This window comes from Rhodobacteraceae bacterium M385 (assembly GCA_025141835.1).
Lineage (GTDB): Bacteria > Pseudomonadota > Alphaproteobacteria > Rhodobacterales > Rhodobacteraceae > Gymnodinialimonas.
Genome location: CP081102.1, coordinates 3,016,278 through 3,032,655 on the forward strand (window position 1 = coordinate 3,016,278; position 16,378 = coordinate 3,032,655).

Here is a 16,378-nt window from a genome sequence, read left to right on the forward strand (position 1 = left end):
TCGGGTCCGACACGGGTTAAAGTTCCTCACCCTCGTCGAGGATGCCCTCAGCCCGCAGGCGCTTGTTGCGGGAATATTCAACCCACCGCACCAATTGAATCGATATCTCGTACAAGCCGTAGACCACCGTAAACAAGATCACCTGCGTAATCACATCCGGTGGCGTCACCAAAGCGGCGAGGGTCAGGATACCAACCACCGCCCACTTGCGCACATCGCCCAAGCCCTGTGCTGTCACAAGGCCCGCTTTCCCCATAAGGGTCAGCAACACTGGAAGCTGGAAACACAGGCCAAAGGCAAAGATGAACTTCAGCGCCAGATCGAGGGATTCTTTCACCGAGCCCAAGAAGATCGTCTGCAATTCCCCGTCGTTGGCGGGGTTCTCGAACGTGCCGTCACCCGCGATCAGGTTCGCAAGCGCCGGGATCGCGTCGGAAAAGCCAATGAAGAAGTTCATCGCCAGCGGCGTGACCACGTAATGGGCGAAAGACGCGCCGATGATGAACAAGACGGGCGAGGCCACGAGGAACGGCAAAACGGCGTTCTTTTCGGCCTTGTAAAGACCGGGCGCCACGAAGCGCCATAACTGGTGCGCGATGACCGGAAAAGACACCGCGAACCCCATGATGATCGAGATACGGATCAACACGAAGAATTTCTCTTGCGGTGCGGTGAAGATCAGCCTGGCGTCTTCGCCCCTGTCGCGCAGCACATCGGCCAGCGGTTGCGACACGAAATTCAGGATCGGCTCGGCGACCGTGAAGGTCACGATGATGCCGACAACGAAGGCAAGAACGGACCGGATCAGACGGGTTCGCAGTTCCGCCAGATGCTCCACCAATGGGGCCGCACCGCCTTCCAATTCTTCCTCAGGCAGCTCACTTTCGATCTGCGCCGCTTTCTGGGCGCCCGCCTGTGCGTCACTCTGGGTCATGTGCGCTGCTCTGCCTGTGGCTCTGGGGCCGCTTCTTGTGTTTCGGCTTCCGTTGCGGGGGCGGTATCAGCGGGGGCTTCTTCGGGCTCTCCGCTCAATTCCGCGGCCTTCGCGGCTTTCTCAGCGCGAATTTGGCGGGCTTTGGCGGCCAATTCCTTGGCCTCTTGCTGCGCCGTGGCCTTCTTCTCCGCGATCACGCGGGTGGCCGAGCCTTCTTCGTACTTCGACGGGTCAATGTCATCCATGACATCGCCCATCATCTCTTTCGCCATCGCTTTGGGGTTGGTGAATTTGGTGGCGGCACGCAGATCGCGGTTCATCTCGGTCATGCCGGTGCCGTCTGCGGCCTCGTTCATCGCATGGGTGAACTCACGCGCCATGCCACGCACGCGCCCGACAATCTGCCCGAGTTTCTTGAACATCCCAGGCAAGTCCTTTGGGCCCACGACGATCAACGCCACGATCCCAATGACCAATAGTTCCATACCGCCAATGTCAGGCATACGCCGTTAACCCCTTAGCCGATTGATCCTGCGATCAGGCGTTGTCGCGCTCTGCGCGCTCTTCTGGCGTCACGTCACGGGCCGTCGATGCGTCTGCGGTGGCCGATGCGTCTTCGATTTCAGGGTCAGGCGATTTCACACCGTCTTTGAAAGCTGTGATGCCCTTGCCGACTTCGCCCATGAGACCGGCAATCTTGCCACGGCCAAACAGCACGAGCACGACGACGGCGATCAGGATAAGACCGGCTGGTCCGATGTTATTGAGCATGATGTTCTCCCTCTGTCGGACGGTTCAACGCCCGTGGATCTTTAAAGCTGGAACATAGGTATGATCTTGCAGCGCAGGATCAAAGCCCAAAATCGCATTTCCTTAACCTTGCGCCCTGTTTCTACGCAGGAATTTTTTTCGCTTCGCCCCGCTCGGGGAACACAAAACACCGATCCCGACGGATTGTCAGCCACAGGGGCGTGCCGGGTTTGGGCAGGAAAACGGCGGGCACGGTGGCCTTCACGATGCCGCCGTCAAAGTCCATCTGGAACTCGACAAGGCTTTCATGCCCCATGAACCGAGCACGTTTGACAATGCCGCGGGCGGGCGTGCCATCCTGGGGTGTCGGATTGGGGCCACGCCCGCCCCTGTCAAAGTCGATCTTCACGTGTTGAGGGCGGAACACAATATCCACAGGGGTGCCGTTGGGCACGCCGGGGGCAAGGAACTGGCCAAAGGCCGTATCGGTCAACGCCCCATGAACCTCGCCCCTTATCAAGTTGATATCGCTGAAAAATGCCGCCGCATCTTTATCCACAGGCGTGTGGTAGATGTTGTAGGGCGCGCCGGTTTGCACCACTTCGCCATCGCGCATCAGCGCAATCTGGTCGGCCATGCGCATCGCTTCTTCAGGCTCATGAGTGACCAGAACAACGGCGGTCCCTTCCTCCTTCAGAAGCGCAAGCGTGTCGTCTCGAATACCGTCACGCAGGCGGTTATCGAGGCCCGAGAACGGCTCGTCCATCAGCATGATCCGAGGCCGAGGCGCCAAGGCCCGCGCCAGCGCCACACGCTGCTGTTCGCCGCCCGACAACATATGGGGCGGCGTGTCGCCGTAGCCCTTCAGGTCCACCCGGTCGAGAAGTTCAGCCACCCGATCCGCCACCTCGGTTTTCGAGCCGTGCAGGCCAAACGCGACGTTTTGCGCCACCGATAAATGGGGAAACAACGCGAAATCCTGAAAGATCAGGCCGACACCGCGCGCCTCAGGCGGCATGTGAATGTCCACATCTGACAATACGTCGCCATCGGCGCTGATGACGCCGGCGCTTTGGCGCTCGATCCCCGCGATCAGGCGCAGGGTCGTGGATTTACCGCAGCCCGAGGGGCCAAGCAGGCACAAAACTTCGCCCGCGCCTACGCTTAGCGTCACATCGCGCACCACGTCCCTACCATCGAAACGGCAAGAAACCCGATCAAGGTCGAGACGCGAAGCTGGTGAGGCCGCAGATGGCAAAGCGAATTCCGATCATTTCAATCGGGTTCGGGACGTAACAGGTTCGTCCCCGCCCGCCAAGATGCACCGTAGGTGCAATCGTCTAATCCGCGCACCGTAGGTGCGACCGCCCTTCAGCACCGAAGGTGCGTTGAGCGCCCGCACCGAAGGGGCGCCTAGATGGTGGCGTTGGTCGCGCCGCCGTCGCACAGGATGTTCTGGCCCACGATGAACCCTGCATGTTCCGAACATAAGAACGCACACATCGCGCCGAACTCGGCCCGTGTCCCGTAGCGGCGGGCGGGAATCGTCTGCTCGCGCCGGGACTTCGCCTCGTCCATGGTGATTCCCTCTTTTTGGGAAACGCCGCCATCCAGTTGGATTGCGCGATCCGTGGCGTGGATGCCGGGCAGTATGTTGTTCACGTTCACGCCGAACGGGGCTACCTGCCGGGCCGTGCCCGCCACATACCCTGTCAGGCCCGTGCGGGCTGCATTCGACAGGCCCAACACCGGGATTGGCGCCTTCACCGATTGCGAGGTGATGTTGACGACCCGTCCCCATCCCTTGTCGATCATCGCGGGCATCAAGGCGGTCATCAGCGCGATGGGGGCCAGCATGTTGGCATCAAGCGCCGCAATGAAATCGTCGCGGTTCCAGTCCGACCACATGCCCGGAGGGGGGCCGCCTGCGTTGGTCACCAGGATATCAACGCTGCCCGCTGCGGCCAGAACCTCGGCCCGGCCCTCTTCGCTGGTGACATCGGCTGCAACAGTGGTGACCGACACGCCGTAGGTGTCGCGGATTTCTTGCGCGGTGGCCTCCAACGCCTCTGCGCCGCGGGCGTTCATCACCAGATCAACACCGGCTTCGGCCAAAGCTTCGGCACAACCGCGCCCCAGACCCTTTGATGACGCGCATACCAACGCGCGGCGACCTTTGATTCCCAAATCCATGAAAGTTCCCTCCAATTAAACTGTTGCGCCTTGCCTAGCAGCCGCCCTCCTGCGCCACCAGCCTTGACCGAACCGCCCTGCGCTTGTCTAAGCGAAGGACACATTTCGAAGGACGATTGCCTTGTCAGCCCACCCGCCCCTGTTTCGTTTCCAAACCTACTCCTCTCAAGCGCTGCGCGTCAGTTCTGGGGCGAATATGGGCGACGGCATAGGGCTGGAGGATGATGCGCTTCCGGGCGATATCTACCGCCTCGCCTCGGGTTTTAACACTGAAAAGCTGGCGATTTCAGACGCAGGCGAAGGCGGGCAGCCCTGTGTGGCCGATGGTTCCGCTGTGGGGCAGCCCGGCGACGCACTGGCAATTTCGGCCTGCCACATGTTGATGGGCCCTTCGGGCGAGGTGGTAGAGGTCTTGATCCTGACCCTCAATTCCGGCGGTACAGAGCAGTTGCATATCCTGCCGCTATCGACCCTGAAGCCGGATACCGAATATGAGCTTGTGGGCACCGAAGTCGCCTCTGCGCCCGAGCGTTTTGCAGATATCGCCAGCGTCAGTTTTCTGGCGGGCACCCATCTGACGCTGGCCAATGGCAAGCAAATCCCGGTGGAGCATCTAAGCGTCGGCGACGTGCTGCTCACGCGCGAAAACGGGCCGCAGCCGGTGCGATGGATCGGCTTTCAGACCCGCCGCGCGGTGGGGGCGGCGGCGCCGGTGCGCATTGCGGAAGGCACGCTGAACACCTCACGCGATTTGCGCCTGTCACCGCAACACCGCCTGTTCATCTGGCAGCGCCGCGATGAATTGGGCACGGGGCGGGCCGAGGTCATGGTGAAGGCCGAACTGCTTGTGAACGGTGATACCGTGGTGCGCGAAGAAGGCGGCCATGTGGATAGTTATCAGATCGTATTTGATGGCCATGAGATCATCTACGCCGAAGGCATTGCCGTGGAATCCCTGCTTGTGACGGGCCAAACCCGCGCGCTTTTACCGGAAGACATGGCCGTTACCGGATCGGCTGAGGCTGCCGCCAGCGCCGCCGCGATGGAGATCGGTGACGACGCGGGTGAAGATGTGGTGGAGCGCCTGTCGCGCGCGTCCAAGGGCCGAAGTGAGGGCTAACGCCTATTCGGTCCCGAAAAATTCTTCACGGACGATCTTGCCGTTCTCGACCGTGTAAATCGCAATCTCGTTCATCTTGCTGCGTTCCCCACTGGCCTTGTGGGTGGCGTCTATTGTGAAGGTGACGGCGAACTTATCAGCCCCATGCAGGTACGGGCCACCTACGTCGCCACCGTGAACCTCGAAGTTTTCGGCCCACCAAGCGTGTTTGCCGCGGATGCCTTCAACGCCCTTGGTCTCGCGCCCCATACCCGAGAAATCCGCGGCCTCCACAGACACCGCCTCTGGGTGATAGTGGTCGTTCAAAAGTGCCGCTTCGCCTTGGGAGCGGCAAGCTTCGACCAAGGTAATTGCGATCGTTTTAAGATCCATCGGTTAACTCCCCCTAAATATGTCCCGGTAATGTTCACACCATGCCACCGAACTCGCGTTGTGCCATCTGCCTCCACGGCGGGCACGTCGGCGGAGCGTTGCTGACCATTGCGGATATCCCCCATGTCTTGGCCCGCCATCGTCGGGCAGCCTGTAGGTGGGAAATGGGATCATCGACACCAAGGAGTATTACCGATGACCCGACTGATGAAACTGACCTGCGCAGCGTTTGTGCTGCTTACGCCCATAACCGCCTCTGCCCAATACGTGCCGGTGCAGGACTATGAGCTTCGCCCCAACATCCGCGTGCAAGAACCGCCGCGTTTGATCGAGATAGAAGTCCCCTCTCCCGCGCCCGGCCTGCGTGCGGCATCTGCGGCGGGCACCGCTGCCGGAGATAATTCCGACTTCTGCGGGAATGGCGAAATGTTCTATTGGTACGAAGAAGATGCCAACGGAAACGAGATCGACGGCACACGTCAATACGGCTGTGACTACGATTGACGCATGATGGCGATTGTCCCTGCCGCCCGCGCCCAATATATGCGGGGGCATGTTGGACAATCGCCCCACCCTGCCCCCGGAAATCGCACGTCGCCGTACGTTCGCGATCATCTCGCACCCTGACGCCGGTAAAACGACGCTGACCGAGAAATTCCTTCTCTATGGTGGCGCGATCCAGATGGCTGGTCAGGTCCGTGCCAAAGGCGAGGCGCGGCGCACGCGCTCGGACTTCATGCAGATGGAAAAGGACCGGGGCATTTCGGTTTCCGCCTCGGCCATGTCGTTCGACTTCGCGACCCCCGATGTGAACTTCCGCTTCAATCTGGTGGACACGCCCGGCCACAGTGACTTTTCAGAAGATACTTACCGCACCCTGACGGCGGTGGACGCCGCGATCATGGTGATTGACGGCGCGAAAGGCGTGGAAAGCCAAACGCAAAAGCTGTTCGAAGTGTGCCGTCTGCGCGATCTGCCGATCCTGACGTTCTGTAACAAGATGGACCGCGAAAGCCGCGATACATTTGAGATCATTGACGAAATCCAAGAGAACCTTGCGATTGACGTCACCCCTGCCTCTTGGCCCATCGGTGTCGGGCGCGATTTCCTGGGCTGCTACGATCTGCTGCACGATCGGCTAGAACTGATGGATCGCGCCGACCGCAACAAGGTGGCGGAAACGGTGTCACTCAAGGGGTTGGACGACCCGGCGCTGGCCGATCACGTGCCCGCCGAGTTGTTGGAAAAGCTGCTGGAAGAGGTCGAGATGGCGCGCGAATTGTTGCCCGCCATGGATATCGAGGCCTTCCAGGAAGGCACGCTGACGCCGATCTGGTTCGGCTCTGCGATGAACTCTTTCGGGGTGAAGGAACTGATGAGCGGCATCGCCGAATACGGCCCCGAACCGCAGGTGCAAAACGCCGATCCGCGCCAGGTCTCGCCCGATGAAGAGAAGGTTTCCGGCTTTGTTTTCAAAGTGCAGGCCAACATGGACCCGAAGCACCGCGACCGGGTGGCTTTTGTGCGAATGGTCTCTGGCCACTTCAACCGGGGCATGAAGCTGACTCATGTGCGGTCCAAAAAGCCGATGGCGATCTCCAACCCTGTGATGTTCCTGGCGTCCGACCGGGAATTGGCGGAGGAGGCATGGGCAGGCGATATCATCGGCATCCCTAACCACGGCCAGTTGCGCATCGGTGACGCCCTGACGGAAGGTGAGGCCCTGCGCTTCACTGGCATCCCCAGCTTCGCGCCGGAACTGCTGCAAAGCTGCCGCGCTGGTGATCCATTGAAAGCCAAGCATCTGGATAAGGCATTGATGCAATTCGCAGAAGAAGGCGCGGCCAAGGTGTTCAAACCTACCTTCGGCTCTGGCTTCATCGTGGGCGTTGTGGGGGCGTTGCAGTTTGAGGTCTTAGCATCGCGGATCGAGATGGAATACGGCCTGCCCGTGCGGTTCGAGGCGTCTCAATTCACCTCGGCCCGTTGGGTTCACGGTGACAAGGACGCTGTCGATGCCTTCGCCAACGCCAACAAACAGCACATCGCCACCGATAACGACGGCGACCCGGTCTACCTGACGCGCCTGCAATGGGACATCGACCGTGTCGGTCGCGACTATCCCGATATCAACCTGTCGGCCACGAAAGAGCTGATGGTGTGATCCGCTGGTTTCGCAAGCGGCCCGTCATCCACCACGGGCCGCCCGTGGGCCGAGACCGGGCGAGCCGCGTGTGCGATCACCTAGATCAGGAATTTGCCAGATCGGACCGATCAGATGCGGCCTTCGCCGGCCTGATCAATTACCACCGCGATTACTGCGGGCATGGCTTGTTTCGGGATCACAATGGCTATTTCCTGGCCCTGTCCACGGACGGCTATCCCACGACGGTTCTGCACCTCTGCGAGGACCGAGAGGCGTTCGTGACGTGGCTTTCCCAACGCACGGATGAGGAAATGTCCGGAGAAGATGGCGGACTGTTTGGAAGCCGCACGGCTGGTCCGATTGGCAATCAGCGGCTGTCACGAGGCCGGATCGACCATTTACTGGCCGCTTCAAGAACCTGATTCCCACCCCCGGACTATTCAGATGATGCAGGGGCGGGACAGTTGTTTTCAGTCGCGCGCGGTCCGGTTGGCGCGATCGAGGGATCCCTTCGGCACGATCGGAGGCGGCATTGTAATGGCTTTGCCTGATCGCTGGCGGGCGCTGTGGCGGGCCCGCTCGTCCGCGCTGCCAGACCACACAAGGTAGGCCGCACAAGCTGCCAGCAGGATCAAGCCCGCAGTCATCGGATCGAGGTTGGCTAAATATGCTGAAACCTCCGAAAAAGAGGAGGGGAATCGGGCGTTACCATAGGCGTAGCCACTAAAATCGCTTAATCTCTGTGTCACTGGTTACACTTTCTGCTCGGTTTACACATTTCTTGTTTTCGTCGTTCAAAGACAATTGCCGCGAACTGTGAAGATTGTTCGCCGAAAAGCGTCAATTTCTGGGGAACGCGCCGCGCTTTGACAGAAGTGAGGCGCAATTGACCCTACGTAATCGCGTTCTTCCCGATGGCCGCATCGTCACCGACCCCGCCCGTGGCACCCTGACAGGAAACCGAGGCATCCTGGTGCACAAAGATGGCCGCATGATGAACCGCCAATGGGCGGGAAAAGCGTGGATTACCTGTGTGTTAGACTTCCGTGGTCGCAGACGCGCCGTAGCGCAACCGGGCACTTGGACCGAGCTGTTTTTTCTTGATGAGGCCGTTGCCTTCGCCGCCGGACACCGCCCCTGCGCCTACTGTCGGCGGGCCAATTACACAGCGTTTCGGGATCGTTTCCCCGGTGCTCCGAAGGCCGTGGAAATGGACGCCGTGATGCATGGCGAACGCCTGAATGGCCGCGAAAAGCGCCTGCATCCGGTGGACATGGATGCCCTCCCGGACGGGGCGTTTGTAAACCATCTTGGGGCAGCTCATTTGGTGCACGGCGACCACCTGCTGCCCTACAATCCACAAGGCTACGGCCCCGCAATCCCGCGCCCCGCAGGCGTCACCATGGCGCTGACCCCACCAAGCACGCTTGCGGTCCTGTCCGAGGGATACGCGCCGGCCCTGCACGCCTCAGCTGCACCGGGGTCAAATTCTTAACCCTCCCTTAACCAGACGCGTCTACTTTGAGGCAATGTGGCGCTTAACCCTCTTTTTTGCTTTGTTCACGGCGGCTTGCGTGCCTCACTCGGGTGAACTTGTGGCCTCTGATACCGGGCTAACGGGGCAATTCTCCGATCAAGTCGTGATCTCGGACCACTTGCACCATGTCCTTCTCGGCCATGTCATCGTGGCCGAACGTAACGGCGAAACCGCCCGCGCCCTCGTCGTGTCACAACGGCGCGACGGGGTTCATAACCTCCGCTTTCAGGAGGCGTGGAGCGGTGGCGTAGAACTCCCCTTCCGGCGCGCGGGCGGGATGGATGGCTGTAGCCACGGCCACTGCCGAAACGCCCACGTCGGCCTGATTTTCCTGTCAGCCCCGCTGTTTGCCCTTGCCCAACGTCACGGGCTACATGCACGCCTGATTTCCGGCACCGACAACGTGTCGATCTTTGCCCCGGCAACGCTTTTCCACCTGCCCCAGCCGTGACACATCGGCACCGCTAAGTCCCAGCACCAGCGGGCATAGTTTGACGACTCTGCGGGAATGCAATAATGCGTTCCCTGTCCGCGATCCGCGCGGACGAGTCTCGCGGAGCGCGCTGGCAAATTTTGCGCTCCATCACCCCGCCGAACGGCAATAGGCCTCGGCAAGATTGGACGCCCATGACGACTTTCGCTGATCTCGATCTCAATACCAAAGTACAAAAAGCCATTGCGGAGGCGGGATACGAATCCCCCACCCCCATCCAAGCCGGCGCCATCCCGCCCGCGCTTTTGGGCCGCGACGTTCTGGGCATCGCCCAAACCGGCACCGGCAAAACAGCGTCTTTCACGCTGCCAATGATTACCATGCTGGCCCGTGGCCGCGCCCGTGCGCGCATGCCTCGGTCCTTGGTTCTTTGCCCCACACGCGAACTTGCCGCTCAGGTGGCCGAAAACTTCGACATCTACGCCAAGCATGTGAAGCTAACCAAAGCGCTGCTGATCGGTGGCGTGTCGTTCAAGGAACAAGAAGCCGCTATCGACAAAGGCGTGGACGTTCTGATCGCCACGCCCGGCCGCTTGCTGGACCATTTTGAACGCGGCAAACTGATTCTTAACGACGTGAAGGTCATGGTCGTTGATGAGGCGGACCGGATGCTCGACATGGGGTTCATTCCCGATATCGAAAAAATCTTCGGCCTCGTGCCATTTACACGTCAGACGCTGTTTTTCTCGGCCACTATGGCACCAGAGATTGAGCGGATCACCAACACGTTCCTGTCCAACCCCGAAAAGGTTGAGGTTGAGCGTCAATCAACGACCTCCGACACGATCGAGCAGCGGCTGATCGAATTCAAAGCGCCGCGCCGCGACGCGCAGGCCAAGATGAAGCGCGACATGCTGCGCGCCGCGATCACTGCCGAGGGCGAAGCGTTCCGCAACGCGATCATCTTCTGCAACCGGAAGGTGGACGTAGATATCGTCGCTAAGTCCCTGAAAAAGCACGGCCTCAACGCCGAGCCAATCCACGGGGATCTTGACCAATCCCACAGAATGCGGACCCTTGCGGGCTTCCGCGATGGGACGATCACCTTCCTTGTCGCCTCCGATGTGGCGGCACGCGGGCTTGATATCCCGAACGTAAGTCACGTGTTTAACTATGACGTTCCAAGCCATGCCGAGGATTATGTGCACCGCATCGGCCGCACAGGTCGCGCCGGGAAAACCGGTGTTGCGATCACGCTTTGTGTGCCCTCGGACGAGAAATACCTCGGGGCGATTGAAGGGCTGATTAAGCAACCAATCCCGCGCGCCGAGCCACCCATGGCCGTTAATGCACCCGCCGCGCCAGCAGCCGCGACCGAGGATAAGCCACGCCGGAGCCGGCGTCGTCGTTCCGAAGAACCCAAGGCAGAGCAACCCAAAACCGAAGAGCCGAAAGTGGAGGCAACGCCCGAGGCCATTCCTGATCCACAGACTCAACAGCAGCCTCAGCAGCAGCAGCCTCGCCGCGAGCGTGGCGAACGCGGTGGCCGGGGTCGCGGCGGTCGTGACCGCGGTGCTGATCGCGGTCCGCGCATCGTCGGCATGGGGGAATTCACCCCTGATTTCATCGGCTTGAGCTTTGATGAACGCCGTGGTGGCCCTGCCCGTGAAATGAACATGGAAGAGGACGAGGCCGCCGTTGTAGAAGCGCCTCAGGTCGAGGCAGAGCCTGCGGTTCAAGCCGAGGAGGCTCCCGCTGAAAAGCCCAAGCGCCGCCGTACCCGCAAGCCGAAGGCCGAGCCTGAGGCGACAGCCGACGCGCCGGAGGCGGCGGAGCCCGTAGCGGAGGCGCAAGCCGAAGCAACGCCGGAGGCGGAAGCCGCGCCAGAGGAAAAGCCCAAGCGTCGCCGTACCCGCAAGCCGAAGGCGGAAGCCACGCCGGAGGCAGAAGCAACCCCTGCCGAGGCCGCGCCTGAAGCCGAAGCGGTGGAAGAAAAGCCCAAGCGCCGCCGTGCGCCACGCAAGAAGAAGGTCGCAGAGGAAGCTCCGGTCGAGGCCGCTGACGCCCCGGCACCGGCAGCGGAAGACACCCCGGCACCGGAGTAACCCTTCAGGCCGGGGATTCCCCCTGCCCCAAAACACCAAAACGCCGCGCGGAGCATTCAGCCCCGCGCGGCGTTTTCGTTTCAGGCAGTGGCGGAGTTTACTCAGCCATCAGACGGCTCACCAGCAGCGTAACTTCTGGCTTTTTGCCAATTTCCTGCAAGCAAGTCTTCCGGGCAACGCGCTTCACCGCCTCTTCCAGCTTGTCGTCGTCGTCGATGATCTTCGCATCCAAACGCGGCAGCAGACGCGAGATTTCGTCTTCGACCAGCTCTTGCAGATCGACGCCGGAAGACCCCTTTTCAGGCAAGCCCTTCAGGGAAACCCAAGCGTCTTCAAGCACTTCGTCGGTTTCGTCCACGATGAGGGAGACCACGACCATGCCGTTCAGCGCCATCTTCATCCGCTCGCGGATTACACCATCGTACTGGCCCACAAAGGCATCGCCATCCAGGTAGGTACGGCCCACGTCCACGTGCTCGACCACGTCAGGCGCATTGCCCGACAGCTGCACCATCATCCCATTCGCCGCGACCACGCCTGCCATGCCCTTGGACATCGCAAGACGCGCGTGTTCGCGAAGATGGCGGTATTCACCGTGGCAGGGCACCACGATCTGGGGTTTCAGAACTTCGTGCATCAGCTCGATATCGGGGCGGTTCGCGTGGCCCGAAACGTGGTAGAAGCCAGAGTTGTCATCGACAATCTCAACGCCAATTTCAGCCAGAGAATTCTGGATGTAGCCCACAGAAACCTCGTTTCCGGGGATCGTTTTGGACGAGAACAAGAAGGTATCACCTTCTTTCAGCTCGTGCCCCAGATACTTGCCCCGAGAGAGTGACGCCGATGCGGCACGACGTTCCCCCTGCGATCCGGTCACGATCAGCATCAGGCTTTCGCGTGGGATATCAAGGGCTTCTTCCGGCGACACGGTCGAGGGGAAATCCGTCAGAACGCCTGCTTCCTTGCCCGCTTTCACCATGCGCTGCATGGCACGACCCATCAGACAGATGGAACGGCCCGCCGCGATGCCCGCATCGGCCAGCGTTTGCAAGCGCGCGATGTTGGAGGCGAAGGTCGTTGCGACAACCATGCCGCGTGCATTGGCCACCAATTCGGTGATCTGCGGCGGCAGCTCGGATTCCGAGCGGCCCGGATTGCGCGAAAACACATTTGTCGAATCGCAGACATAGGCCAACACGCCGTCTGACGCGATTTGGCGCCACATGTCTTCGTCAAATGCCTCGCCCACAACCGGAGTGCGGTCAATCTTGAAGTCACCCGAATGGATCACGCGGCCGGCTTTCGTATCAATCACAAGACCAGACGCCTCGGGGATCGAGTGCGAGACAGGCGCGAAAGACACCTTAAACGGCCCCAATTCCACAACCTCTGGATAGGCCTCAACCACACGCACCTGCGCCGGGTCATGGCCCGCTTCGTCCATCTTCCGCATCGCGTGGATGGCCGTGAACTTGCGGCAATAGACGGGCGCTTCCAGTCGTCCCCACAGGTGACCGATTGCCCCCACGTGGTCTTCATGGGCGTGGGTGATGAAAATCCCCTCGATCCGGTCCTTACGGTCTTCCAGCCATTCAACGTCGGGCAGGATCAGGTCCACGCCGGGCTGGCCATCCATGTCGGGGAAGGCAACGCCTGTATCCACAACGATCAACCGCTCCTGCCCTTCCGGCCCATAGCCGTAAACATAACAGTTCATCCCAATCTCCCCGGCGCCGCCGATGGGAAGGTAGATGAGGCGGTTGCGATCACTCATGTGGGGTTTTTATCCTTGTTGTATTTGTGGATGACGGTCAGCCCGTGCATCGTCAGATCATCTTCGATTTGGTCAAATAGCACATCTCCGCTGGAGAACAACGGGGCGAGGCCCCCTGTGCCGATCACACGCATGTCACTGCCCCATGACGCTGCGTATTCCGCGCGAATTCGGTCACAGATCCCGCGCACAAGACCGATGTAGCCCCAGAACACGCCCGATTGCATACAGGCCACCGTATTGGTGCCGATCACCACGGGCGGCTTGGTCACGTCGATATGGGGAAGCGCGGCGGCTGCTTGGTGAAGCGCCTCCAGCGACAGGTTTACGCCGGGCGCAATGACGCCGCCAATATAAGCGCCATCCGTGGCCACAACGTCGAAGGTGGTGGCTGTGCCGAAATCGACCACGATCAGGTCGCCCCCGTGTCGGTCATAGGCGCCAGCGGTGTTCACCAAGCGGTCTGGCCCCACGATCGTGCCATCATCCACGCGCGATTCTGCGGGAAGCAGGCATTCCGGTTTCCCCACGACTAACGGACGGGTGCCGAAGTAACGGTCGCACAGCACGCGCAGGTTGAACACGACGCGCGGCACCGTAGACGAGATGATGCATTCGGACACGTCCACAGCTAGCTTTTCGTGGTCCATCAAGGTTGAAAACCAGACGAAATATTGATCCGCCGTGCGAGTATGTTCCGTGGCCGTGCGGAAGGTGGCGATGAATTTTGCGCCGTCCCAAACGCTGAAGACGGTGTTGGTGTTGCCGCAGTCGATACACAGGAGCATGGATGCCTCCGTTCAAAAATAGATATCAGCCGCCGAGATAGCCCGAGGGCCCTTGGCGGTCTCTAGGATCAGATTGCCTGTCTCGTCCACGTCACGGAACGTCCCGGTGATTTCTTCATTGGGCAAGCGTGCAGTGATGACCTCTCCCAACCGGGCAGCATGGGATAGCCACTCGGTCCGTGTGGGGCCAAAACCATAGGTCGACAGGCTGTGTTCGCGCTTGGCGTAGGCCGGGGCCAGCGCATCAAGCAGTGCTTCTGGCGTGACATCTTGCGGAAGGGCCACGGGGCGCAGCGCGCCGGGCTCTACCTGCCCCGGATCAGGTGCTTCGGCCAGGTTGACGCCGATCCCGATAATCAGATGCGATACGCCGCCCCGTCCATCGCCAAGACTTTCAAGCAGAATACCCGCCAGCTTGCCGCCGTTATACAAAACGTCATTGGGCCATTTCAGCGATAATGCCTCTGACGGGCAGCCAACGGCGATGAGCGCTTCGCGAAGAGCCGTTGCCGCCGCGAAAGAGCGTAACGCAATTTCCGCCACAGGGCCGGTTGGTTGCATGATCAAGGACGCGGCGAAGTTGCCTTCGGGCATCGTCCACGCCCGGCCCCGTCGGCCCACGGCTGCGGTCTGGCGCAGGGCCAAGACCCATTCCGGCCCACTGATGAAGGGGGCGGAACGGGCAGCTTCTTTCATGGTACTGTCTGTCGACAACACCATACGGCGGCCCACGCCTTGGGGCCAATCCATCATTTAACGGGTAAGCATCGCGGCGGCAGTTTCTGCCGGGGCCTCGATCCCAAAAAGGTTCACGCCGGGAATCCAGCCCAAACCGATGATTGCAGCCATGCCGATCAGGCCGATATAGGGAACCAGCCCCATCTTGCCGTCCAAGCCCTCACGCTCTTCCCCGAAATACATCAGGTAGACGATGCGGATGTAGTAGAACGCGCCGATGACCGAGGCGATGACGCCTGCAACCGCCAACCAGACGAGGCCAGATTCAACGGCCGCGACCAGCACGGCGTATTTACCGAAGAAGCCAAGCAGAGGCGGAACACCGGCCAGCGAGAACATTAGGACAAGAATCGCCAGCGCTTTGGTCGGCTCTTTGCTGGCATAGCCCGACAAGGACGAGATTTCTGTGACATGGCGGCCATCACGCTCCATCGACAGGATGAAGGCGAATGTTCCGATGTTCATCGCCACATAGATCGCCATATAGATCAACATCGCCTCAACACCCTGTGCGGTGCCCGCCGACAGGCCCATGAGCGCGAAACCCATGTGCGAGATCGAGGAATAGGCCATCAGGCGTTTGATATCCGTCTGCCCAATAGCGGCAATCGCGCCAAGGAACATGGAGATCACAGCAAGGAAGGCCACGATCTGCTGCCAATCGCCAATCACGCCGCCGAAGGCATCGTGCACAACGCGGGCGAACAGCGCCATGGCAGCAACTTTCGGCGCGGTGGCGAACAAGGCGGTGATCGGTGTGGGAGAGCCCTCGTACACATCTGGTGTCCACATGTGGAACGGCGCAGCGGATACTTTGAACGCAAGGCCCGCAGTGATGAAGACAAGGCCGAACAGCAGGCCAAGGGGCATGTCGCCGCCCTGTGCCGCTTCGATGATACCGGCGAATTGCGTGGTGCCCGCGAAGCCATAGGCCAGCGAGGAACCGTAAAGCAGAAGGCCAGAGGACAAAGCGCCAAGGACGAAGTATTTCAGGCCCGCTTCCGTGGACCGGACCGAATCGCGACGCATCGCGGCCACGACGTAAAGCGCCAAGGATTGCAGCTCTAGCCCCATGTAAAGCGCGATCAAATCTCCGGCGGAGACCATGATCATCATGCCCACAACTGCCAAAACGATCAGCATCGGGAATTCGAACCGTAGCAGGTCTGCCTTGGCCATGAACTCTTGGCTGATCGCCAGAATCGCGGCGGCTGACAACAGAATCGCGACCTTGGCAAAGCGAGAGAACGCATCATCCACAAACATGCCGTTGAAGGCCTCGTGAGCGCCCGACCCAGTGACGCCGATGTAGAAGGCCATCACGACAAACAGCGCCGCCGTGGCCCAACACATGACCGAGGCCAGCGCATCTTTGGTGGTGTAGACAGCGCCCAAAAGCCCCGCCATCGCGAACAGCGACAGGACAATCTCGGGCGTCAGAATGGCAAGATCAGCGGAGATCATAGCGGTTCGTCCTTAGTCAGTGCG

17 protein-coding genes are annotated in these 16,378 nt (G+C 60.5%); 7 read left to right on the forward strand and 10 right to left on the reverse strand.

Annotation, left to right across the window (positions count from 1 at the left end; genetic code table 11):
• Positions 1–16: 16 nt before the first annotated feature.
• The 5 genes from tatC to K3728_14750 all read right to left on the reverse strand — a co-directional run bounded on the left by tatC (position 17) and on the right by K3728_14750 (position 3,877).
• Positions 17–934: a twin-arginine translocase subunit TatC gene (gene tatC / locus K3728_14730; protein UWQ94932.1), complete on the reverse strand. Its 918-nt coding sequence runs from the start codon at positions 932–934 to the stop codon at positions 17–19.
• Positions 931–1,437, reverse strand: a complete 507-nt coding sequence (tatB, locus tag K3728_14735; protein ID UWQ94933.1) for a Sec-independent protein translocase protein TatB — start codon at positions 1,435–1,437, stop codon at positions 931–933. The genes tatC and tatB overlap by 4 nt, the downstream gene beginning before the upstream one ends.
• 34 nt (positions 1,438–1,471) lie before the next feature.
• Positions 1,472–1,705, reverse strand: coding sequence for a twin-arginine translocase TatA/TatE family subunit (locus tag K3728_14740; GenBank protein ID UWQ94934.1), 234 nt, complete (start codon positions 1,703–1,705; stop codon positions 1,472–1,474).
• A gap of 121 nt (positions 1,706–1,826) precedes the next feature.
• Positions 1,827–2,942: an ABC transporter ATP-binding protein gene (locus K3728_14745; protein UWQ94935.1), complete on the reverse strand. Its 1,116-nt coding sequence runs from the start codon at positions 2,940–2,942 to the stop codon at positions 1,827–1,829.
• A gap of 155 nt (positions 2,943–3,097) precedes the next feature.
• Complete coding sequence (locus K3728_14750; protein UWQ94936.1) at positions 3,098–3,877, reverse strand: SDR family oxidoreductase; 780 nt, start codon at positions 3,875–3,877, stop codon at positions 3,098–3,100.
• Between the two features lie 121 nt (positions 3,878–3,998).
• Between K3728_14750 and K3728_14755 the strand changes: the two genes are divergently transcribed.
• Positions 3,999–4,997 carry a Hint domain-containing protein gene (locus tag K3728_14755; GenBank protein ID UWQ94937.1) on the forward strand — a complete coding sequence of 333 codons (999 nt, stop codon included), beginning with the start codon at positions 3,999–4,001 and terminating at the stop codon, positions 4,995–4,997.
• Positions 4,998–5,000: 3 nt separating this feature from the next.
• Here the strand turns inward: K3728_14755 and K3728_14760 are convergent, their stop codons facing one another.
• On the reverse strand, positions 5,001–5,369 hold the full coding sequence (locus tag K3728_14760; protein ID UWQ94938.1) for a nuclear transport factor 2 family protein: 369 nt from the start codon (positions 5,367–5,369) through the stop codon (positions 5,001–5,003).
• 195 nt (positions 5,370–5,564) lie between these two features.
• Here K3728_14760 and K3728_14765 point away from each other — a divergent pair, with 195 nt between their 5' ends.
• The 6 genes from K3728_14765 (at position 5,565) to K3728_14790 (ending at position 11,590) form a co-directional block, all read left to right on the forward strand.
• A complete protein-coding gene (locus K3728_14765) occupies positions 5,565–5,873 on the forward strand; it encodes a hypothetical protein (GenBank protein ID UWQ94939.1) in 309 nt (102 codons plus the stop codon).
• A gap of 49 nt (positions 5,874–5,922) precedes the next feature.
• Positions 5,923–7,533 (forward strand): peptide chain release factor 3, encoded by a 1,611-nt coding sequence (locus K3728_14770; GenBank protein UWQ94940.1) that lies wholly within the window; start codon positions 5,923–5,925, stop codon positions 7,531–7,533.
• The gene (locus K3728_14775) at positions 7,530–7,937 is read left to right on the forward strand and encodes a hypothetical protein (protein UWQ94941.1); all 408 of its coding nucleotides are present in this window, start codon (positions 7,530–7,532) and stop codon (positions 7,935–7,937) included. Before K3728_14770 ends, K3728_14775 begins: the two co-directional genes overlap by 4 nt.
• Before the next feature lie 464 nt (positions 7,938–8,401).
• The gene (locus tag K3728_14780; GenBank protein ID UWQ94942.1) at positions 8,402–9,010 is read left to right on the forward strand and encodes a hypothetical protein; all 609 of its coding nucleotides are present in this window, start codon (positions 8,402–8,404) and stop codon (positions 9,008–9,010) included.
• Between the two features lie 100 nt (positions 9,011–9,110).
• On the forward strand, positions 9,111–9,503 hold the full coding sequence (locus K3728_14785) for a hypothetical protein (protein UWQ94943.1): 393 nt from the start codon (positions 9,111–9,113) through the stop codon (positions 9,501–9,503).
• A 176-nt stretch (positions 9,504–9,679) separates the two neighbouring features.
• Positions 9,680–11,590 (forward strand): DEAD/DEAH box helicase, encoded by a 1,911-nt coding sequence (locus K3728_14790; GenBank protein ID UWQ94944.1) that lies wholly within the window; start codon positions 9,680–9,682, stop codon positions 11,588–11,590.
• A gap of 97 nt (positions 11,591–11,687) precedes the next feature.
• On the opposite strand, the gene K3728_14795 is transcribed toward K3728_14790, so the two are convergent.
• Genes K3728_14795 through nuoN form a run of 4 tightly spaced genes read right to left on the reverse strand, consistent with a single transcriptional unit; the run spans position 11,688 to position 16,354 of the window.
• Entirely contained in the window at positions 11,688–13,364 is a 1,677-nt protein-coding gene (locus K3728_14795; GenBank protein UWQ94945.1) for a ribonuclease J, read from the reverse strand.
• Complete coding sequence (locus K3728_14800; GenBank protein ID UWQ94946.1) at positions 13,361–14,152, reverse strand: type III pantothenate kinase; 792 nt, start codon at positions 14,150–14,152, stop codon at positions 13,361–13,363. The genes K3728_14795 and K3728_14800 overlap by 4 nt, the downstream gene beginning before the upstream one ends.
• A 12-nt stretch (positions 14,153–14,164) precedes the next feature.
• Positions 14,165–14,905 (reverse strand): biotin--[acetyl-CoA-carboxylase] ligase, encoded by a 741-nt coding sequence (locus K3728_14805; GenBank protein ID UWQ94947.1) that lies wholly within the window; start codon positions 14,903–14,905, stop codon positions 14,165–14,167.
• Positions 14,906–16,354 carry an NADH-quinone oxidoreductase subunit NuoN gene (nuoN, locus tag K3728_14810; GenBank protein UWQ94948.1) on the reverse strand — a complete coding sequence of 483 codons (1,449 nt, stop codon included), beginning with the start codon at positions 16,352–16,354 and terminating at the stop codon, positions 14,906–14,908.
• Positions 16,355–16,378 lie beyond the last annotated feature (24 nt).